At 66.4% G+C, this 16,893-nt stretch carries 16 protein-coding genes; 7 read left to right on the forward strand and 9 right to left on the reverse strand.

The features are described 5' to 3' along the window. Window positions 1-16 precede the first annotated feature (16 nt). Complete coding sequence (locus tag AC4D6D_RS19160) at window positions 17-1,057, forward strand: AbrB family transcriptional regulator (protein WP_491328772.1); 1,041 nt, start codon at window positions 17-19, stop codon at window positions 1,055-1,057. On the opposite strand, the gene AC4D6D_RS19165 is transcribed toward AC4D6D_RS19160, so the two are convergent. Next, a complete protein-coding gene (locus AC4D6D_RS19165; protein ID WP_491328616.1) occupies window positions 1,029-1,499 on the reverse strand; it encodes a hypothetical protein in 471 nt (156 codons plus the stop codon). The genes AC4D6D_RS19160 and AC4D6D_RS19165 overlap by 29 nt on opposite strands. 70 nt (window positions 1,500-1,569) lie before the next feature. Here AC4D6D_RS19165 and AC4D6D_RS19170 point away from each other — a divergent pair, with 70 nt between their 5' ends. Next, entirely contained in the window at window positions 1,570-2,115 is a 546-nt protein-coding gene (locus tag AC4D6D_RS19170; RefSeq protein ID WP_491328617.1) for a D-alanine--D-alanine ligase family protein, read from the forward strand. Further along, window positions 2,112-2,759 carry a YjbE family putative metal transport protein gene (locus tag AC4D6D_RS19175; RefSeq protein WP_491328618.1) on the forward strand — a complete coding sequence of 216 codons (648 nt, stop codon included), beginning with the start codon at window positions 2,112-2,114 and terminating at the stop codon, window positions 2,757-2,759. The genes AC4D6D_RS19170 and AC4D6D_RS19175 overlap by 4 nt, the downstream gene beginning before the upstream one ends. A gap of 52 nt (window positions 2,760-2,811) precedes the next feature. On the opposite strand, the gene epsC is transcribed toward AC4D6D_RS19175, so the two are convergent. The 6 genes from epsC to AC4D6D_RS19205 all read right to left on the reverse strand — a co-directional run bounded on the left by epsC (window position 2,812) and on the right by AC4D6D_RS19205 (window position 13,111). Next, a complete protein-coding gene (epsC, locus tag AC4D6D_RS19180) occupies window positions 2,812-3,813 on the reverse strand; it encodes a serine O-acetyltransferase EpsC (protein WP_491328619.1) in 1,002 nt (333 codons plus the stop codon). 263 nt (window positions 3,814-4,076) lie between these two features. Continuing rightward, on the reverse strand, window positions 4,077-5,951 hold the full coding sequence (locus tag AC4D6D_RS19185) for a methyl-accepting chemotaxis protein (protein WP_491328620.1): 1,875 nt from the start codon (window positions 5,949-5,951) through the stop codon (window positions 4,077-4,079). A 153-nt stretch (window positions 5,952-6,104) separates the two neighbouring features. After that, entirely contained in the window at window positions 6,105-8,810 is a 2,706-nt protein-coding gene (locus AC4D6D_RS19190) for an exo-rhamnogalacturonan lyase family protein (RefSeq protein ID WP_491328621.1), read from the reverse strand. Between the two features lie 14 nt (window positions 8,811-8,824). Further along, window positions 8,825-9,505, reverse strand: coding sequence for a DUF6250 domain-containing protein (locus AC4D6D_RS19195; protein WP_491328622.1), 681 nt, complete (start codon window positions 9,503-9,505; stop codon window positions 8,825-8,827). Window positions 9,506-9,534: 29 nt separating this feature from the next. After that, entirely contained in the window at window positions 9,535-12,327 is a 2,793-nt protein-coding gene (locus AC4D6D_RS19200; RefSeq protein WP_491328623.1) for a TonB-dependent receptor, read from the reverse strand. 325 nt (window positions 12,328-12,652) lie between these two features. Continuing rightward, window positions 12,653-13,111, reverse strand: a complete 459-nt coding sequence (locus tag AC4D6D_RS19205) for an XRE family transcriptional regulator (RefSeq protein ID WP_491328624.1) — start codon at window positions 13,109-13,111, stop codon at window positions 12,653-12,655. 107 nt (window positions 13,112-13,218) lie between these two features. On the opposite strand from AC4D6D_RS19205, the gene AC4D6D_RS19210 reads away from it, so the two are divergent. After that, window positions 13,219-13,944, forward strand: coding sequence for a murein L,D-transpeptidase catalytic domain family protein (locus AC4D6D_RS19210; RefSeq protein WP_491328625.1), 726 nt, complete (start codon window positions 13,219-13,221; stop codon window positions 13,942-13,944). Between the two features lie 14 nt (window positions 13,945-13,958). Here AC4D6D_RS19210 and AC4D6D_RS19215 read toward each other — a convergent pair whose 3' ends face one another. Both AC4D6D_RS19215 and AC4D6D_RS19220 read right to left on the reverse strand, forming a co-directional pair. After that, window positions 13,959-14,201, reverse strand: a complete 243-nt coding sequence (locus AC4D6D_RS19215) for a hypothetical protein (protein WP_491328626.1) — start codon at window positions 14,199-14,201, stop codon at window positions 13,959-13,961. 296 nt (window positions 14,202-14,497) lie between these two features. After that, window positions 14,498-14,908, reverse strand: coding sequence for a nuclear transport factor 2 family protein (locus AC4D6D_RS19220; RefSeq protein ID WP_491328627.1), 411 nt, complete (start codon window positions 14,906-14,908; stop codon window positions 14,498-14,500). Window positions 14,909-15,015: 107 nt separating this feature from the next. Here AC4D6D_RS19220 and AC4D6D_RS19225 point away from each other — a divergent pair, with 107 nt between their 5' ends. From AC4D6D_RS19225 to AC4D6D_RS19235, 3 genes are read left to right on the forward strand one after another with little or no spacing between them, the layout of a single operon-like run. Continuing rightward, window positions 15,016-16,023 (forward strand): NADP-dependent oxidoreductase, encoded by a 1,008-nt coding sequence (locus AC4D6D_RS19225; protein WP_491328628.1) that lies wholly within the window; start codon window positions 15,016-15,018, stop codon window positions 16,021-16,023. Further along, window positions 16,010-16,378 carry a Rieske (2Fe-2S) protein gene (locus tag AC4D6D_RS19230; RefSeq protein WP_491328629.1) on the forward strand — a complete coding sequence of 123 codons (369 nt, stop codon included), beginning with the start codon at window positions 16,010-16,012 and terminating at the stop codon, window positions 16,376-16,378. The genes AC4D6D_RS19225 and AC4D6D_RS19230 overlap by 14 nt, the downstream gene beginning before the upstream one ends. A gap of 10 nt (window positions 16,379-16,388) precedes the next feature. Next, the gene (locus tag AC4D6D_RS19235; protein WP_491328630.1) at window positions 16,389-16,817 is read left to right on the forward strand and encodes a nuclear transport factor 2 family protein; all 429 of its coding nucleotides are present in this window, start codon (window positions 16,389-16,391) and stop codon (window positions 16,815-16,817) included. Window positions 16,818-16,893 lie beyond the last annotated feature (76 nt).

The following is a 16,893-nucleotide window of genomic DNA, read 5'->3' on the forward strand; positions in this document are numbered from 1 at the left end:
CTTGGCTGATACCCGCATGATCCTGCGCTTCCTTGCCGCGCTTGCGCTGGGCGCGGCAGGGGGCGCTGCGTTCTGGTCGATCGGTGCGCCGCTGCCCTGGGTGCTCGGCGCGATGACCGCCTGCGCCGCGGGGAGCATCGCCGGTCTACCCATCGCCGCCTCTTCCGCCACGCGCCGCCCGATGTCGGCGGTGATCGGCGTCGTGCTCGGCAGCGCCTTCCATCCCGGCCTCATGAAACAGGCGGCGGAGTGGATCGTACCGATCGCACTCCTGCCGTTGTTTCTCGCCAGCGCGGCGTTTCTCTGCGTGATCTACTTCCGCCGCGTCGCCCGCTTCGACCCGCCGACCGCGTACTTCGCAGGCATGCCCGGCGGCATTGCCGAGATGGTGCTGATGGGCTCCGAGCGCGGGGCCGACGAGCGTATGGTCGGCCTGATCCACGGCGCGCGCATCTTCCTCGTCGTCTTCATCCTGCCGTTCCTGATCCGCGCCTTCGAGGCGGACGTCCACGCGCCGCCGCTCGCCGCGCCCTTATTGACCGAAGCCACCGGCTGGCCGCTGCTGCTCTGGGGCCTCGGCTGCGTGATCGTCGGCAGCCTGCTCGGCCGGGCCTTGCGCCTGCCGGCCTGGCACCTGATGGGGCCGCTCTTCGTCAGCGCGCTGGTCCATCTGACCGGCCTTTCCGACTTCCACATCCCCGCCTGGGCCATCGCCGCCGCGCAAGTCGGCCTCGGCGCCACCATCGGCTGCCGCTTCGTCGGCCTCGACCTCAGGACCCTCGCCCGCACGCTGCTGCTGGCGGCGGGATCTACGGCGATCCTGCTGCTCGTAACCTTCGTCTGGGCCTTTGCGATCGGTTGGGCTACGGGGCTCAACCCGGCGCTCGTCGCGCTGGCCTATTCGCCCGGCGGGGTGGCGGAAATGAGCATGGTCGCGCTGAGCCTCTCGCTGGAGGCGGGCTTCGTGATCGTCCACCACCTCGTGCGGGTGATGCTGGTCATCGTCGGCGCGCCGCTGTCCTTCCGCATCATGGGAGCCACCAATGACCGCGCCTGATCCCCGTGAACAGACCATCGCCATGCTCTATCAGGCGCTCGAACCGCCGGTGATCGACGGCGCCCGCAAGGAGGCCAAGCCCGGCGGCTATTCGGACAGCGGCGCCGATATCGGCGTGGCCCTGCTGGCGGCGGGCTGCACTCTGGCGACGCCGGTGGCCGATCCCGATCCGACGCGCGTCTTCGACTGGGTCTGGCCCGACACCGAGGAAGGCATCGCCGCCGCGCTGGATGCAGGCGCGACCTTGCTCTGGGCCAATACCGTGGTCTTCGCAGGTCACCCTATCGAAGCGGCCAGCCGCAAGGTCTGGATCGTCGGCCCCGACCCGCAGGCGATGCAGGCGATTGACGACAAGGCCGCCACCAACGCGCGCCTGCTGGCGGTAGGCCTGCCGGTCGCACGTTCGTGGCTGATCGACGGCGACGGCGATCTGGACGCGCAACTCGCGCCATTCGCGGACTGCCTCGCTGGTGGTGAAGCCCTTGCGCGGGCGCGGCAGTCAGGGCGTCGGTGTGGCCCGGAGCGAAGAGCAACTTGCCGCGCAAGTCCGCGATCTGGTCGAGAGCCGTCGCTTCGGCGCGGCGATCATGCTGGAGCAGTTCCTGCCGGGACAGGAGATCACCGTGACCGTCATGCCCGCCGCTTGCCGGGAGGGTGCGACTGCACCTTTCGCGCTGCCGCCTGTGCGTCGCTTCGATCAGGCCGATGACGTCGCACCCTATAACGGCGACGTTCCGGTCAGCCGCAACAGCACCGCGATGACGCGGGAAGAATGCGCCGATCCGGCCATCGTCGCAGTCACCGCAGCCTGCGAGCACGCCGCTGCGCACCTCGAAATCCGCTCGCCGATGCGGATCGACTGCCGCGCCGATGCCGAGGGCACCTATTTCCTCTTCGACGTCAATGCGAAGCCCAATCTCACCGGCTCCGGCCGACCGGGCCGCGAGGACCAAGACAGCCTTTCCACCCTCGCTGCAGCCGCTATCGGCTGGAGCTATCCCGACTTTCTCGTGGCGACCGCTAGCGGCGCCTGGACCAACAGGAACCTTTCCGCATGACCGAACTGTGGCAGCACATCGTTGCCGATTTCTCCAACCTCGGCTCGCCCGCCGCGCTCGCCGCCTTCGGACAGGTCGTGCTGATCGACGTGATGCTGGCGGCCGACAATGCCATCGTCGTCGGCGCGCTGGCCGCCGGGCTTCCCGCCGCGATGCGGCGCAAGGTAATCCTGATCGGCGTGCTGGCCGCGCTGGTCCTGCGCATCGCCTTCGCACTCGTCGTGACCCAGTTGATGCAGCTTGTCGGCCTCGTCTTCGCGGGCGGATTGTTGCTGGTCTGGGTGGCATGGAAGATGTGGCGCGAACTGCGCGAGGATGTCGGCGGCGAGGATGACCCCGTCGCCAAGGCCGCGCCGCGCTCGTTCGCCGCCGCCGCCTGGGCGGTGGCCGTGGCCGACGTCAGCATGAGTCTCGACAACGTGCTGGCCGTGGCCGGTGCCGCGCGCGACCATCCCGGTATCCTTGCCATCGGCCTGATCCTGTCGGTCGCGCTGATGGGCCTTGCCGCGAACGTGCTGGCCCGCGTGATCGAGCGCTATCGCTGGATCGCCTATGTCGGCCTGATGGTCATCCTCTACGTGGCCGGAAAGATGATCTGGGAAGGCCTCGTCGACCCCTCGCGCGGCATTCTCGCGCTGTTCTGAGGTGAGTCCTTTGCAAGGATCGCGGCACCAGCCATGCCGCGATCCTTGCAATTCAGTTGAGCGGCCCCGGCGGCGGAACCGCGTTCCCCGTCTGGCTGTTGGTGACGACCGGGCGCGCCTGCGAGACCCGGCTATGGGGCGGCACGCTGTGGGTCAGCCAGACATTGCCGCCGATCTCCGAACCCTTCCCGATCGTGACCCGCCCGAGGATCGTCGCGGCGGCGTAGATCACCACGTCGTCCTCGACGATGGGGTGGCGCGGTTGCGCCCGGATGAGCGCGCCGGAACTTTCCGTGGTGAAGTCCTTCGCGCCCAGCGTTACCCCCTGATAGAAACGCACGTTGTCCCCCACGATCGCGGTTTCGCCCACCACGACGCCGGTGCCGTGGTCGATGAAGAAGCCGCGCCCGATTCTGGCCGCGGGATGGATGTCGATCCCGGTGCTGCCATGGGCGATTTCCGAGAGGATGCGCGCGACCAGCGGCGCGCCCAGTCCGTGCAGGGCATGGGCGAGCCGGTGGTGGATGATCGCCAGTAGTCCGGGATAGCAGATCAGAACTTCGTCGAGGCTGCGTGCTGCCGGATCGCCCCGGAAGGCGGCTTCGATGTCGAGGTCCAGCAGGCGCCGGATCGCGGGCAGGCCGCGGGAGAATTCCAGCACGATGGCGTTCGCCCGCTGCTCCGCCGCATCGCTCTGTCCGCCCGCGCCGTAGTAGAGTTCCAGCCGTACTTGCGCCTGAAGGCGGCTGAGCGCGATCTGCAGGGACTGGGTGACGAACGTCTCCTCATTGTGCACCCGCACGAAGTCCGGGCCGAGCCTCAGCGGAAACAGCGCGCCGCAGAGTTCCTCGGCCACTTTCGCCAGCCGCACGCGCGAGGGGAAGCCCTCCACGCCGTACTCGGCATGTTGCATGTTGGCCGTGCGCCAGCCGCGCCGGATTTCCGACAGTTCGTGGACTATGCCTTCGACGTTCCAGAAATCGTCGGTCGCGGCAGCAGCCGGTACCACTTCTTCAAGAGCGGTGTCGTCAAGATCGCCAGTGGGGATCGGCATCGTTTTCACCTCTTTGATGAGGGATCACGAAGCTTGGCGTTGTCGCCTGAGCGTCGCGCGCTTTAGCCGTTGGTAACGCGGAGCAAGCTGCATCCCGATCAAAAGCCGCGTAGCCTGATTATTTGAGAAGAGGTCGGACCAGTCAAGCAAGCCGGCCCGAAATGGCGATAGAAAATCTGACGGCGGCGAAAGCGAAGGTTGGCGGACAAAGAAAAAGCCGCCCGGGGCAGGGCGGCTTTTCCGTCTGGCCTTGGCGGAAGGACTTAGAAGTCCATCCAGTCGTCGGCGGTGGTGAGTGCCTTCATCGGCTTGCGGACCGGGGCCGGTTCCGCCGAGGCGAACGAGGCGGCAGCGGGGACCGAAACCGGGACAGGACGCGGGGCGGGACGCGAGATCGAACCGCGCAGGCCTTCGTTGCCGGTGCGGAACATGGCCGCGCGGTCCGACAGGGCGGTCACTTCGCTGTTGAGGTTGCGTGCGGCGGCCGAGGTTTCCTCGACCATCGCGGCATTCTGCTGGGTCGCCTGATCCATCGTGCCGATCGTCGCGCTGATCTCGGTGATCGTCGAGGACTGGGCCTGGTTGTCGCCCGCGATATCGCGGAGCAGCGTGTGCACTTCGGTCACGTCGCCCGAGATGTTCTGCAAGGCGCCGTCGACGCGCTGCACGGCTTCCACTGCCGTACCGATGTCGGTCTGGGTGGCGGTGAGCTGTTCGCGGGCGCGCTTGGCCTCTTCCTCGGAGCGCATGGCCAGCGCCGAGACGAGATCGGCGACGACCGCGAAACCGCGACCGGCATCGCCGGCCCGGCCCGCCTCGACGGCGGCGTTCATCGCAAGGACGCGGGTCTGGAAGGCGATCTTGTCGAGGCCTTCGATCACCGAGTCGATGCCCTTGGCGCTCTCGGAGACGCGGCCCATGGCCTGGACCGCCTCGTCGGCGATCTCGCGGCCCGAACCGACCACGGTCATCGCGCCGTCGGCGCGCTGCACGGTGCGACCGGCGGCGGCGGCGGTGACGCGCAGGCGTTCGTCCATCTGGGTGATCGCGGCCGAAGTCTCCTCGAGGCTGGCGGCATTGCTTTCGGTACGGCGGGCGAGGTCTTCCGAGGCCTGGGCGATCTCGCTGGAGCCGGTGCGGATGGCGACGGCGCTTTCGGCGACCGCACCGATCAGGTCGCGCAGGGCGCCGACCGCCATGTTGAAGTTGCTCTTGAGTTCGCCGTAGGCAGGCGGGAACTCGGCGGTGATGTTCTGGGTGAGGTCGCCCTCGCTGATCGCCTGCAGGCTGGTGCGCAGGGTCGCGGTGACGACTTCCTGTTCACGCGCATGGCGGGCATCGATCTCGGCGCGGGCGGCGGCGGCGACGCGGAACTGCTCGACGGCCTGGGCGATCTCGCCGATTTCGTCACCGCGCTCGCGGAACGGCACGTCGACCTTGCCGCCTTCGGCCAGCGTCGTCGTGACTTGCGTGATGCGGCTCATAGGTGCGGCGACAGTGCGGTTGAGCACGCGCCAGATCAGCAGGATACCGGCAATGCCGAGCACGGCCAGACCCGCTGAAAGCCAGGTAGCCAGGGTCGCGGTTGCTTCGCCGTCTTCGGCCCGCTGTGTCGAAAGCGCGCGGACTTTGTCGATGAGCTGGTCGGTACGGGTCGTGACATTGCGCGATGCGCTGCGGCCATCGGCGTTCATCAGCGCCAGAGCGCCGTCGAGATCACCCGAGGCGCGCATTTCCAGGGTCCGGTCGTTTACGGAATTGAGCGTATCGATGCCGCTTTTCAACTGCGCGAGGTCGCCCGCGAGGCTGGCATCGGCCACTACGTCGTATTCCCCGACGGCCTTGCCCAGATCCGCCTTGGCCGTGGCGTAACGCTTCTTGAGCTCGAGGCTTTCGGTCTCGTTCTTCGCGATGTAGTTGGCATAGACCAGCGATCGCAGGGCCTGGGCATTGCTGATGACGTCCGCGAGCGCCGACATGCTGGCAAGGCCATGATCGACATGGCTGCGAGCGATCGAGTTCATCGTGCGGGTCGAGACGAGGCCGTTGATACCCACCACGCTCAGCAGGGCGATCAGCAGGCCGAAGGCCGCAAACAACTTCTTTGGAAGCCGCCAGTTATTGAGAAAATCGAGCATGTTCATTCCATTTGTCGGGAGACCGGATGGCGCCGACGAAGGCGCGCCACTGTGTATTTATAGACACAATGGCGTCGTTTCGGTCCTGACCAATGCTCGGAAACCGCGCAAATCCGCCAATTCGCCGCGAGCGGAAGGCGGTTCGACGTTTGCTCAGGTCTGTAAATCGACAGGTATCAGTGCGAGGTTCTGGATCGCGGCCAGGTCCCATTGCGCGGCGCTGTTGGTAGAGAGGCCGGGAACTTCCACGGTCCCGTCGGAGGCGGTCGTCTCCGCCAGATTCGAGGCGAGTTCGCCGCCGTGGAATTCCTCCCAGGCCCGCCGCGCCAGTGCGCGATCACCGAGGGCGCGGGCGGCATAGGCGGTCAGGCGGGAATGGGCCTGCCGCAGGTTATGTCCGCGCGGGCGTTCGCCGAAGCGGCGCTGCCAGTCGGCGGCGGGGGCGTTGTACCAGGCGCAGTAGTCGATCCAGGCGGCGCGGTAGCGGGGCGCATCGACCAGCGGCAGGACTTCGGCCATGATCTCGACGATCCCGAACACCGCATTGAGGTGGCTGACGCTGATCTGGTCGCCGCCCGAAACGAAGCAGCCTGTGGTTAGATCGAAATTGGCACCGCCTGCCCACCACTGGCGGGGCAAGGCGGCGATGCTGTCCATGCCCGCGATGATGCGGTCGCGCCAGTGGCGCTCGCCGGTGCGTTCCCACTCGGTGAACCAGGCGGCGACGAGGCTGCCCCAACTGGTGCCGAACTGTAGCTGGATTACACCTTCGGGGAGGCCGTCGGGTTTGGTCACCGCCGCGATGCCTCCGGGCGGCAGCGATTCCGGGGCACGGTCCGCCACTTTGCGGCCGATATCGACTTTCTGGAGCGCGCGATCGGAGTGGATCAGGGCACGCATCAGGTCGCCCACGCGCTCGTCGCCGGTGAGGTAGTAGTAGATGCGGCGATAGGCGGCGTTGGAGACGCGCGGCTGCTTCGAGCTGTCGCTCCAGTGCTGGACGCCGTGGCGGGTGCCGAGCCCGGCCCATGGCCCGGCATGATAGACGTCCACCTCGCCGGTATGGCGCGTCATCGCCTCGGCCATGCGGAACAGGTCGGCGCGGCCGGTGCGCAAGTAGCTGTACCAGAGCCAGAGGTCGGTCGAGAGTTCGCTGTTGTCCCAGGCATAACCGCCGATGTCGTAGCGCCACTGGTGCCGGTCGGCATCGTAAGTGTGCATGACATCGCCGTGGTTCCAGAAACCGTACCAGTGCCGCCGTTCGATCTCGCCCTGATAATGGCCGAGCAGCAGGTCGTTTTGGCGCTCTACCGCCTGTGCCGCCGGGCCGGTGGCGGCGGGCAGCGCCCAGTCCCCGAACACCCCGGCGGCGCGGATATGCGAGGGTGCGGCCTGAAGACGCGGCGGGCGGGCGACATGGGTGGCGTAGCTTTCCAGCGTCGCGGCATCGGGCGTCGCGGGCAGTGCCCAGAGCCAGAGTTCGTTGGTCCGCGCGATGCCCTTGGCGGAATCCCAGCCCGGTTCGTAGTCCTCGTAAGTCACGTCGAGACCCCGGTTCTGCGCGGGGTAGTCGGTCATGCCCAGAACGTCGCGGTAGGAGCGCATGTCCATCGCCGGGGCGTCGGGCGCCCAGAGCCAGGCGGTGAGCCGGGCCTCGTCGCCGGAGGCTCCGGCAATGTCGAGCTGGACCGGATGGCGCTTCCAGAAGTCCGCCATGCCGATTGCTGCGCCGCCTTGCGGCGAGCCGACATAGGCGAGACCCCGTGCCCGGTGGCCTTCGAGCGACTGGATCGGCGCGCGGCCCTTGCGGGTGCGTTTGGTCAGCACGAAGCCCTCGGACGAACCCTGGAACAGCCGGAAGTCGCCCCAGGCGGGAATGCTGTCCAGCAGCGGCGCGAACTTTTCGGGCAGGGTCGCCAGATCGGGCACGGCGCGGCCGTCGATCTGCGCCTGCCGGAAGGCTTCGCCGGGATCGCGGCGCAGGCCGGTCAGCGGGCGTACGGCTTCGGCGAAGAGGCCGTCTCCGGTGGCGAGGCGGACATGGCGGTCATGCAAGGCCCCGCGCATCGGTACTTGCGCGGTGACACCAAGGCCCGAGAGGAAATCGTGCTCGGCATCGCCGTCCCAGATCACGCTGTGGACGATCCGCACCGCGTCGCTGCCGCTGGTGAAATAGAGCCGCAGGCTGAAGGGCAGCCATGCACGCGCTCCTCCGGAATGAACGCCGTCGATTTTCAGCACGGCACGGACCGGACCGGTCTGTTCGACGGTCACTTTGTCGATGCGGCTGGTGAAGTGGTGCTGCGAGAGGGTATCGGCCTCCTCGCCCGAAGCCGCATCCTGCGCACGCGCGACCAGCGCGACATCGCGCAGCAGCACGCGGCCGTCGCGCTCGGCGGAGGCGATCGCAGCGCTGCCGGAGCGCGGTATGCGCCAGCGCGTCGGGCCGACGGTGACGAGCACGGCATCGGCCCGCTCTTCGACCGAGATCCTTTCGGCCGGGCTGGCGCCGCGCCCTGCGGCGATCCTGACGTGTCCCGGCGCATGGCGTCCGGCGGGGAGGGTATGGCCGCTCCACTTGATCGAACCATCGGGCCAGTAGGCCAGCGGCCAGCTCTGCACCGGCAGGACGGCGCCGCCATCGGTCGCGGCGGCGAGGCGGTCGGCATGGCGCAGGGTGCCGCGCGGCCAGGGCAGGCCGAACGTCTGGCCGGCGTCCCAGTCGGGCGCGGTGCCGTCGAGCCAATGCAGTTCGGCATGGGCCGCGGCAGCAGGGGCGGCAAGCACGCGGGCGGGAAGGGAGAGCGCGGCACCGCCAAGGAGACCGGCGCGCAGCAGCGCACGACGTGAGCAGGGCATGGACATTCCTGATATCAAGCGAGACGGGAAACGGTGAAACGGCGCAGCCGCAGATGGCTGGCGGTGGTGCGCAGCGCGAAGTGGCCGCCGGTCAGGGGCTTCGGATCGTCGAAGGCGAACAGTGGCATGCCGTCGCGGAAGAAGCCGATCCTGTTGCCGTCTGCGGTCAGGCGGATGCGTTGCCAGCGGTTGGCGGTGAGCATGTCTTCTGGTGCGCGCCGGTCGTTTTCCGGCAGCAGCGGCCGCACGCCGGGTGTGCCGACATAGCGGCGAAAGCGCGTGGTGGAATTGCCGTTGCCGCCAAGCCCGACATAGTAGGTTTCGAGGGTATCGTAGTCCTCGAACCTGCCCGAGCGCGGGCGGGCGAGGGCATCGCCTGCGGGTGCGGCGGGGTCCTCAGCCATCCAGAAGCAGTTGAGGTCGCTCACCCGGTCGTGCGCGCCGCCTGCGGAGACGGCCTGGGCTTCGTAGTCGATGGCGATCCGGCCTTCGAGGCGGGGCAGGAACCACAAGGTCAGCCCGGCGGGCGCTTCAATATCGAGCACGCCTCTTGTCGCTGAAATCTGTGCCGGTGTTTCGGCCTCGATCCGCCATTGGCTCAGGCCGTGGCGGAAATCGTCCGAGAACAGTTTTCGCTCGCCGCCGCGCGCGAAGGCCGGGGCTGGCAGGAGACAGGCTCCTGCCAGCCCCGTCACTATCGTGCGCCGGGAAAGTCCCGGAAGCGTCACAGCTTGGCCCGCACGCCGAAATAGATGCGGCGGCCGTAGGTCTCGATCACGTTGCGCCGATAGACGCTGTTGGCGTTTTCGATGCGGGTGGAGTCGGTGAGGTTCACGCCTTCCAGGAACACCGAGACCTGCGGGGTGATGACGTAGCTCGCCGAGGCGTCGAACTGGCCGAAGGACTCGCCGAAAGAGGGATTGTTGCCGCGATCGACCGCGTTGATCAGATAGCGGCTGCGCCAGTTGTACGACCCGCGAATGGCGAAGCGGCCATCGTCGTAGAACACCGAGGCGTTGTAGCTGTTGCGCGAGACGCCGGGGAAGGGCAGCGATCCGCCGGTGAAGTAGTCCTTCCCTTCATAGCCGCTGTCGCTGTTGAACGTGTAGTTGGCGGTTACGCCCAGGTTGCTCAGCAGGCCCGGCAGGAAGTCCAACCCGAGCTGTGCGCCTGCCTCGAAGCCCTGGATGGTGACGTGCTGGGTGCCGTTGACCGGCAGCCGGATCGTGTAGACCTGGCCGTCGATCTCCTCTTCCTGGCTCTGCGTGTCGATGAACGACTTGATGTCCTTGCGGAATGCCGTGACCGAGACGTAGTTGGTGCGCGAGAGGTAGTATTCGAAACCGAGGTCGTACTGCCAGGCGCGATAGGGCTTGAGGCCGGGATTGCCGCGCGAGCCGGTGAGGGCGACGGAATCGAGCCGGACGTTCGGGGCCATCTGCGAAGGCGCCGGGCGGGCGAGCACGTCGGATGCCGTGGCGCGCACCACCAGCTTGCGCGGGATCACTTCGGCGCGCAGGTTCAGCGAAGGCAGCAGCACGGTATATTCGCCGCTGTAGCGAGCGGGGGTGATGACGCCGTCGGTGCTCTGGCTGCCGCTGGAAACCGTGCGCGTATGGACGAGGCGCGCGCCGACCACGCCGGAGAGGTCGAAGCCGAGGTCGGCGTTGAACGAACCCTGGAAATACCCCGCCACGGTGCTTTCCTTGACCCGGTAGGTGTCGAGCGGCGAGATGCTGGTGTAGGGATCGGGAACGCCCACGGCACTGGCGAGGTTATCGCCGAGGTTCCACCAGCGGTCGATGCCCGAAAAGCCGAGGTCGCCGGTCTTGAAGAAGTTGCCGTCGCCCATGCCGCCATATGTGTTCAGCAGGTCGCGAATGTTGGCGAGCTGGGCCGCCGGGGTCGTCGTGCCGAGCACCTGGGTGCCGGTCACGCCCGAGCGGGTCAGCGTGGTCTGCCCGGTGATGCCGTTCAGCGTGTAGACCGCGTTCTGGAAGCGGCTGCTGGAGACCAGCTGGTTCAGCTCGATGCCGCTCTTCAGCGACGTCAGGAAGCCGCGTTCATCGGGCCGGTATTCGGCATCGAACTTGCCGCCGGTCTCGCGCTGCTTGTTGAGGCGCGGACGGGCCTCGACCGAGAGGGTGTTGATGCCCTGCGTGGTCGTGGTGTCGATCGGCAGGATGATGTTGGGCGCGTTCTGCGGGTTGTTGTAGTCGATCGTGATCCACGGCAGCGCATCCTTGCCGGAGACCGAGGCGGTCACGTCGACTTCGTCATTCAGCACGCGCGAGGCGGCATAAGTGCCGCGTGCGGAGAACCGGAACTTGCCGGTGGTCCATTCGGCACCGAGGATGCCGTTGAAGGTGCGGCGGTTGAGCGTGCCGATCACGCTGCGATAGTTCACGCTCGGACCCGACCCGGCGTTGGAACCGTTGACGAAGGTCACCGTCTGCGCGGTCTCGTCGCGGATGACGGCGCCGGTGGGATCGATGCCGCCGTTCGCCACCGACTGGGTCGTGCTGAGCTGGAGGTACTGATCGTCCGAGGTCGTGTCGCTGCGGGTATAAGTGCCCTCGACATAGGCGCGGAAATCGTCGCTGGGGCGCCATTCGAGGATGCCGTTGACGGCATAGCGCTTGGTCGGCTCGGTCGCGGTGATGTAGCGCGGGATGTCGGGATAGAAGTCGCCGAAGCCGCTGCCGTCGAGATCGACGCAGCGCGCCTGGTTGCGGCCGGAAAGGCAGTTCTGTGCGGCGGGCGTGGCCGGTTGCCGGGTCTCGACCTGGCGCCAGCCGGTGGTGCGGGCCTGGTCGTAGCGGATCGTGCGCTCTTCGTAAGTGCCCGAGAGCAGCACGCCGATGGTGTCATGCGCGAAAAGCTTCGAGCCGATCACCGCGAACTTCGGGTCCACCTTGTCGGCCAGCTCGTTGTAGATGCCCTGCGCCGAGCCGGCGAGGTAGCCTTCCTTGGCGTCGAACGGGCGGCGGGTGATGACGCGCACGGTGCCGCCGAGGCCGCCCTCGGTCATGTCCGGAGTCGCCGACTTGAGCACTTCGAGGCGCGAGACGAACTCGGCAGGCAGGTCGCGGAAATCGACCGCGCGGTTGCTGCCGTTGCCGGCCGCGGCCGCGATCGAGGTGGAGAGCGCCGTCTGGCCGTTGATCTCGACGCGGTTGAGGGAGGCGTCGGCGCCGCGAATGGTGATCGCCTGTCCCTCGCCGCCGCTGCGGGTGATCTGCACGCCGGTGATCCGCTGGAGCGCCTCGCCGATGTTCTTGTCAGGGAACTTGCCGACGTCCTCGGCCGAGATCGCATCGACGACTTGCGCGGAATCGCGCTTCACGGCGAGAGAATCGGCGAGGCTCTTGCGGATGCCGGTGACGATGATGTCGGCGCGCTGCCTGTCTTCGGCACCCGTTTCCGGCGTTTCGGTTCGCGGCTGCTGCTGGGCTTCCTGTGCGGAAACCGAGGTGCTGGTGAGAAGAAGCGCCAAGGCGCCGCTGAAACGATACACGACAATATGCCCCTTTTGTCGGACTAAAAATCGACGTGAGGGCTAATCTCCAGTGATTTGGTTGACAAAAAAGTTTTTCTAGGGGCTGGAGTAGGATAGAGGGCGATCTCGCGCTTGTTGAGCAATGCAAATAGCAGCTGGCAGAGCGACGCTTTGCAGCTCTTTGCCGGTTCAGCGCATCTCGGGGTGATCGGTGCGAGATAGGCGCTGCGATGCCGCTTTACGGTCTTGAGTACTGCTCATATGGAAATGCGTAAAACGCAATTACACGGAGTATTTCCGCAACGTCGACCGGAATTCCTAGGCCCCGTTCGATTGCGGCGATTCAGCGAATGGCTTCGGCACGCGCGATCAGGGCGTCGAGCGCGGTGCGGCCGTGGCGCAGTTCCTCGATGATCCTGCGGAGTTCCTTGCCGGTGATTCGCGAACCGCCCTCGCTGTCCACCGCCTGGACCTCGACGATGGAGTGCAGCGCCTCGACGATGGCGAGCACGGGGTCCATGGGCATGCGGGCGCTGGGCAGGGGAACGGCGCGCACTTGCCCCAGGGCCAGGAACGGATCGATTGCGCCGGGGCCGAACGTGCGCTCGATTCGCGCGAGAATCAGCGGGTCGAGACTCGTTGCCCGGCCTTTCGCATTGCGGATCGTGCCGACCGAGCAGCCCAGCCGCTCGGCCATCTGGCTATCCGACAAATCCTCGTGCTTCTGGAGGTTACGGATGATCGTCGCCACCGCCTGGCGGTAGTCCTCACTCGAAAGTGCAGCGGATCGGGCCGAGGTCATGATGTATGATCCTTCCTTGTCTTTCGAGGTGGGGACAAGAGCTTGTGGCGAACGATGCGAATCTGGCCAAGACTTTGTCGACGGAATCGCTATATGGCAGCGACAATATGAAATTCAGCCGTCGCAATCTGATCGTTGCAGCCAGTGCGTTCGCAGCGTCGTCATCTTCTGCCGCTCGCGCCGTTTCATCCGCATTTCCGGACCGATCGCGTGCGCCTTCGCTCGTCCAGCCGCGCAGCGGCCCCGCCATCGGCGCGTTTCCGCAGGTAAAGCCTGCTGCCGAGCCGCCGCTCATGCCGGTCCCCGCGCGATTCGAACCGGAGGGCATTCGCCCGGAACTGTTCGACGCGGCGATGAAGGCGCTCGACCGGCATGATCGGCGCGTGAAGGGCGACCGGATCGGGATCGTCGATTTCTCGTCTTCCTCGTCGCAGCCGCGTTTCCATCTGGTGGACCTCGAAAACCGCAAGACCACCTCGCTCCATGTGGCCCATGGCAGTGGGTCCGATCCTGCACATACCGGCTGGTTGCAGCGCTTCTCGAACCGGATGGGGTCGAACGCCAGCAGCGAAGGCGCCTATCTGACCTCCGACTATTATTACGGCGGACATGGCCGTTCGCAGCGGCTGGTCGGGCTGGACCCCACCAACAGCAATGCGCTGGAGCGGGCCATCGTGATCCATGGTGCCTGGTATGCCGAGCCGAACATGATCGGCGCGCACGGCAAGTTGGGACGGAGCCAGGGCTGCCTTGCCGTGGGCGACAGCCTGCTCAGCCGCGCGTTCGATCATCTCGGCGAAGGACGCCTGATCTACGCTGCCAAGCTGGCCTGAACTCGCTCTTCGCCTTAGATCGTAACCAGGGCGCTGACCCGGTGCGAGAACGGGTGGTTCGGCGTCGAACCGCGGCTGATCTGCGAGAACATGCCTTCGCCCAGTGCGGTGAGCTTGGCTTCGACAAGCGGCAGGTCTTCGCCTTTCTTCACGTCGAGATGGACGTGGAGCTTACCCTTGAAATCCAGCGTGATCTCGTCCGCTTCGCCGATCCGCTCGCGCAGGTCGCCCAGGATCGCGGCGAGTTGGTCGTTCAATGTCAGTCTGGACGGGGCGGTCCTTGGATTCGTGGAATCTAGCGAGTAAACCGTGGCGTCCTTCGGCATTCGTGAGTCCCATGCTGAGTGCTGCGCCTGCGAGCATAGCATTTCGGCGCGGATAAAGAACGGTCTGCCGGAGCTTTCTGTGCATTTCTTTGGAGGTAGGGCGCGGAATTCCGCGATTCCCGCCTGCACAGCGCGTTCTTATTATCTGAAATCATGGGAAGTCCGGCGGTTCCCTGCCGCCGTTTGGCAACCGATTGTTTTTTGCCCGGTGCGACCCGTGGGCTTCTTCAGATAGCGGCCGTTTTCGCCTTGCTGGCGGCGATGAAAGGCGCCGGATCGTAGTAGAACGGCTTGATCTCGCAGCACTTGCCGTCGCGGAAGCGGAAGCGTTCGCAGATTTCGGCGGGCGGCAGCGCAGGATCGGCAAAACGCAAGGAGAGGATGGTCACGGCATAGTCCTTGCCCGCCGCCGTCTCGATCCGGTCCAGCGCGACGACATCGCAGAGGCCCATGACTTTGGCGTAGAGATCGCGCAGGGCGTTCGGGCCGCGATATTCCCCGGCCATGGGCAGACTGTCGGCCTCGTGGGCCACGAAATCCTCGGTGAGCATGGCGGATGCGGTGTCCCAGTCTCCCGCGCCGGTGGCGGTATAGAGGCGGTCGACGAAATCGATCATCTGGTCGGGACTCATCGTCATGGCGCTGTTCCTCTTCTCCGGTGCGGACTGTGGCAAAACCCGGATATTCCCGAACCTAGCGTTTCGACTAGCAGTCCGCGCCGCCCGCGCGCGGTTAAGCTGCGGGGATGGGAAAGGTCAGACAGATCGTTCTGGCGCGGCGACCCAACGGGGTGCCGGTGCCGGAAGACTTCGCACTTCGGGAAGCCGAGATGCCGCAGCCGGGCGCCGGGGAGTTCCTGGTGGCGATGCGGGTGGGCTCGGTCGATCCGGCGATCCGGGGCTTCCTCGACGACCGGCCGAGCTATATCGAGCCGGTTGCGCTGGGGGCGCCGATCAACGGCATGTCGCTGGGCGAGGTCGTGGCCTCCAACCATGCGGACTATCCTGTCGGTACCTTTGTGCGCGCCTTCGCCACATGGTCGGACCACTACGTGCTCTCGGGCGAGGCCTGGGGATTGGAGAAAGTCCACCGGCAGCTTGATACGCCGCTGCATCACTACATGGGCGCGCTCGGCCCGGTGGGGCTGACGGCGTGGGTCGGGCTTTTCGCGGTGGGCGAGGCGAAGCCGGGCGAGACCGTGGTCGTCAGCGCCGCTGCCGGGGCGACCGGCTCCACCGTGGGGCAGATCGCCAAGGCGCGGGGCTGCAAGGTGATCGGCCTCGTCGGATCGGCGGAAAAGGCGGCGGTGATCCGCGATCTCGGTTTCGACGCCGCCATCGATTATCGCGCCACGCCCGACATCGCCGCGGAGATCGCCAAAGCGGCGCCCGAGGGCGTGGACGTCTATTTCGACAATGTCGGCGGCGAAGTGCTGGAGGCTGTGCTGCCGCTAATGCGCCTGCATGGCCGCGTCGCGGTCTGCGGCATGGTCGGGCAGTACAACGATGCCGATCATCCCCACGGCGTGCGCACGCTCTGGCAACTCGTGGTCAACCGCATCCGCATGCAGGGCTTCATCACATACGACTATCCCGAGGTGCTGGCGCAGGCCCAGACCGAACTCGATGGCTGGGTGGCGGAAGGCAAGCTGAAGCCGCTCGCCAACGTGCGCGACGGTTTCGAGAAACTCCCAGAGGCCTTCATCGACCTGATGTCGGGCCGTACCATAGGAAAGACACTTGTCCGGATCTGAAACGATGAGCGATGTGTGGCACCCCCTGGTGGCCGAGGTGGAGTTCCCCGAGGAAGGCAAGCTGGCCGCGCGGATCGCGGGCTGGAGCGTGCTAGTCTTGCGCACGGACGAGGGCTTCAATGCCGTCAACGACCGCTGCACGCATCAGGCGGCGCTGCTGTCCGGCGGCAAGGTGCGGCGCGGGGCGATCATGTGCCCGCTCCACGGCGCCCGGTTCGAGGCCGCCACCGGGCGCTGCATCGGCGGTGCCTATGCCGACTTGCGCCGCTTCGATCTGCGCATCGCGGGCGGCATGATCGAAGTCGCCGTGCCCGACATGCCGCCGGGGCCTGACGAGCGCCCGGTCGAAGCCTGAGGAGAAAACGATGCCCTATACCGGACCCTTCGAGGACCGCCTTGCCATCCGCGAGCTGCTGGAGACGTATGCCGACGCCGTGACCCGCCGCGACGCGGAAACCTGGGGCGCGACATGGGCCGAGGATGCCGAATGGTCGCTGCCGGATTATCCCGAACTCGGCACCACCAGGGGCCGTCCGGCGATCGTGGCCATGTGGATCGAGGCGATGAAGGGCTATCCCGGCATCATGTTCGAGGCCTGGCCCGGCTCGATCGAAGTCTCGGGCGAGAGCGCGACGATGCGCAGCTATACCTCGGAAGTCTACGATCAGGACGGCGTGACGATGCGCGACCGAGGTGTTTATGAGGATACTTGCGTGAAAGTTGATGGCCGCTGGCTGTTCAGGAGCCGTTCTTTCCGCAACATCCATCGCCAGCACGCGCCCAAGGGCTGCTGAGGCTAATTCTTCCCGTTATTTGAGGTGCAGCATAGCGTTTATCACTCGTCACCCTGAACCAAGTTCAGGGTGACGG

The sequence above is a fragment of the Novosphingobium sp. BF6 genome (assembly GCF_058273105.1).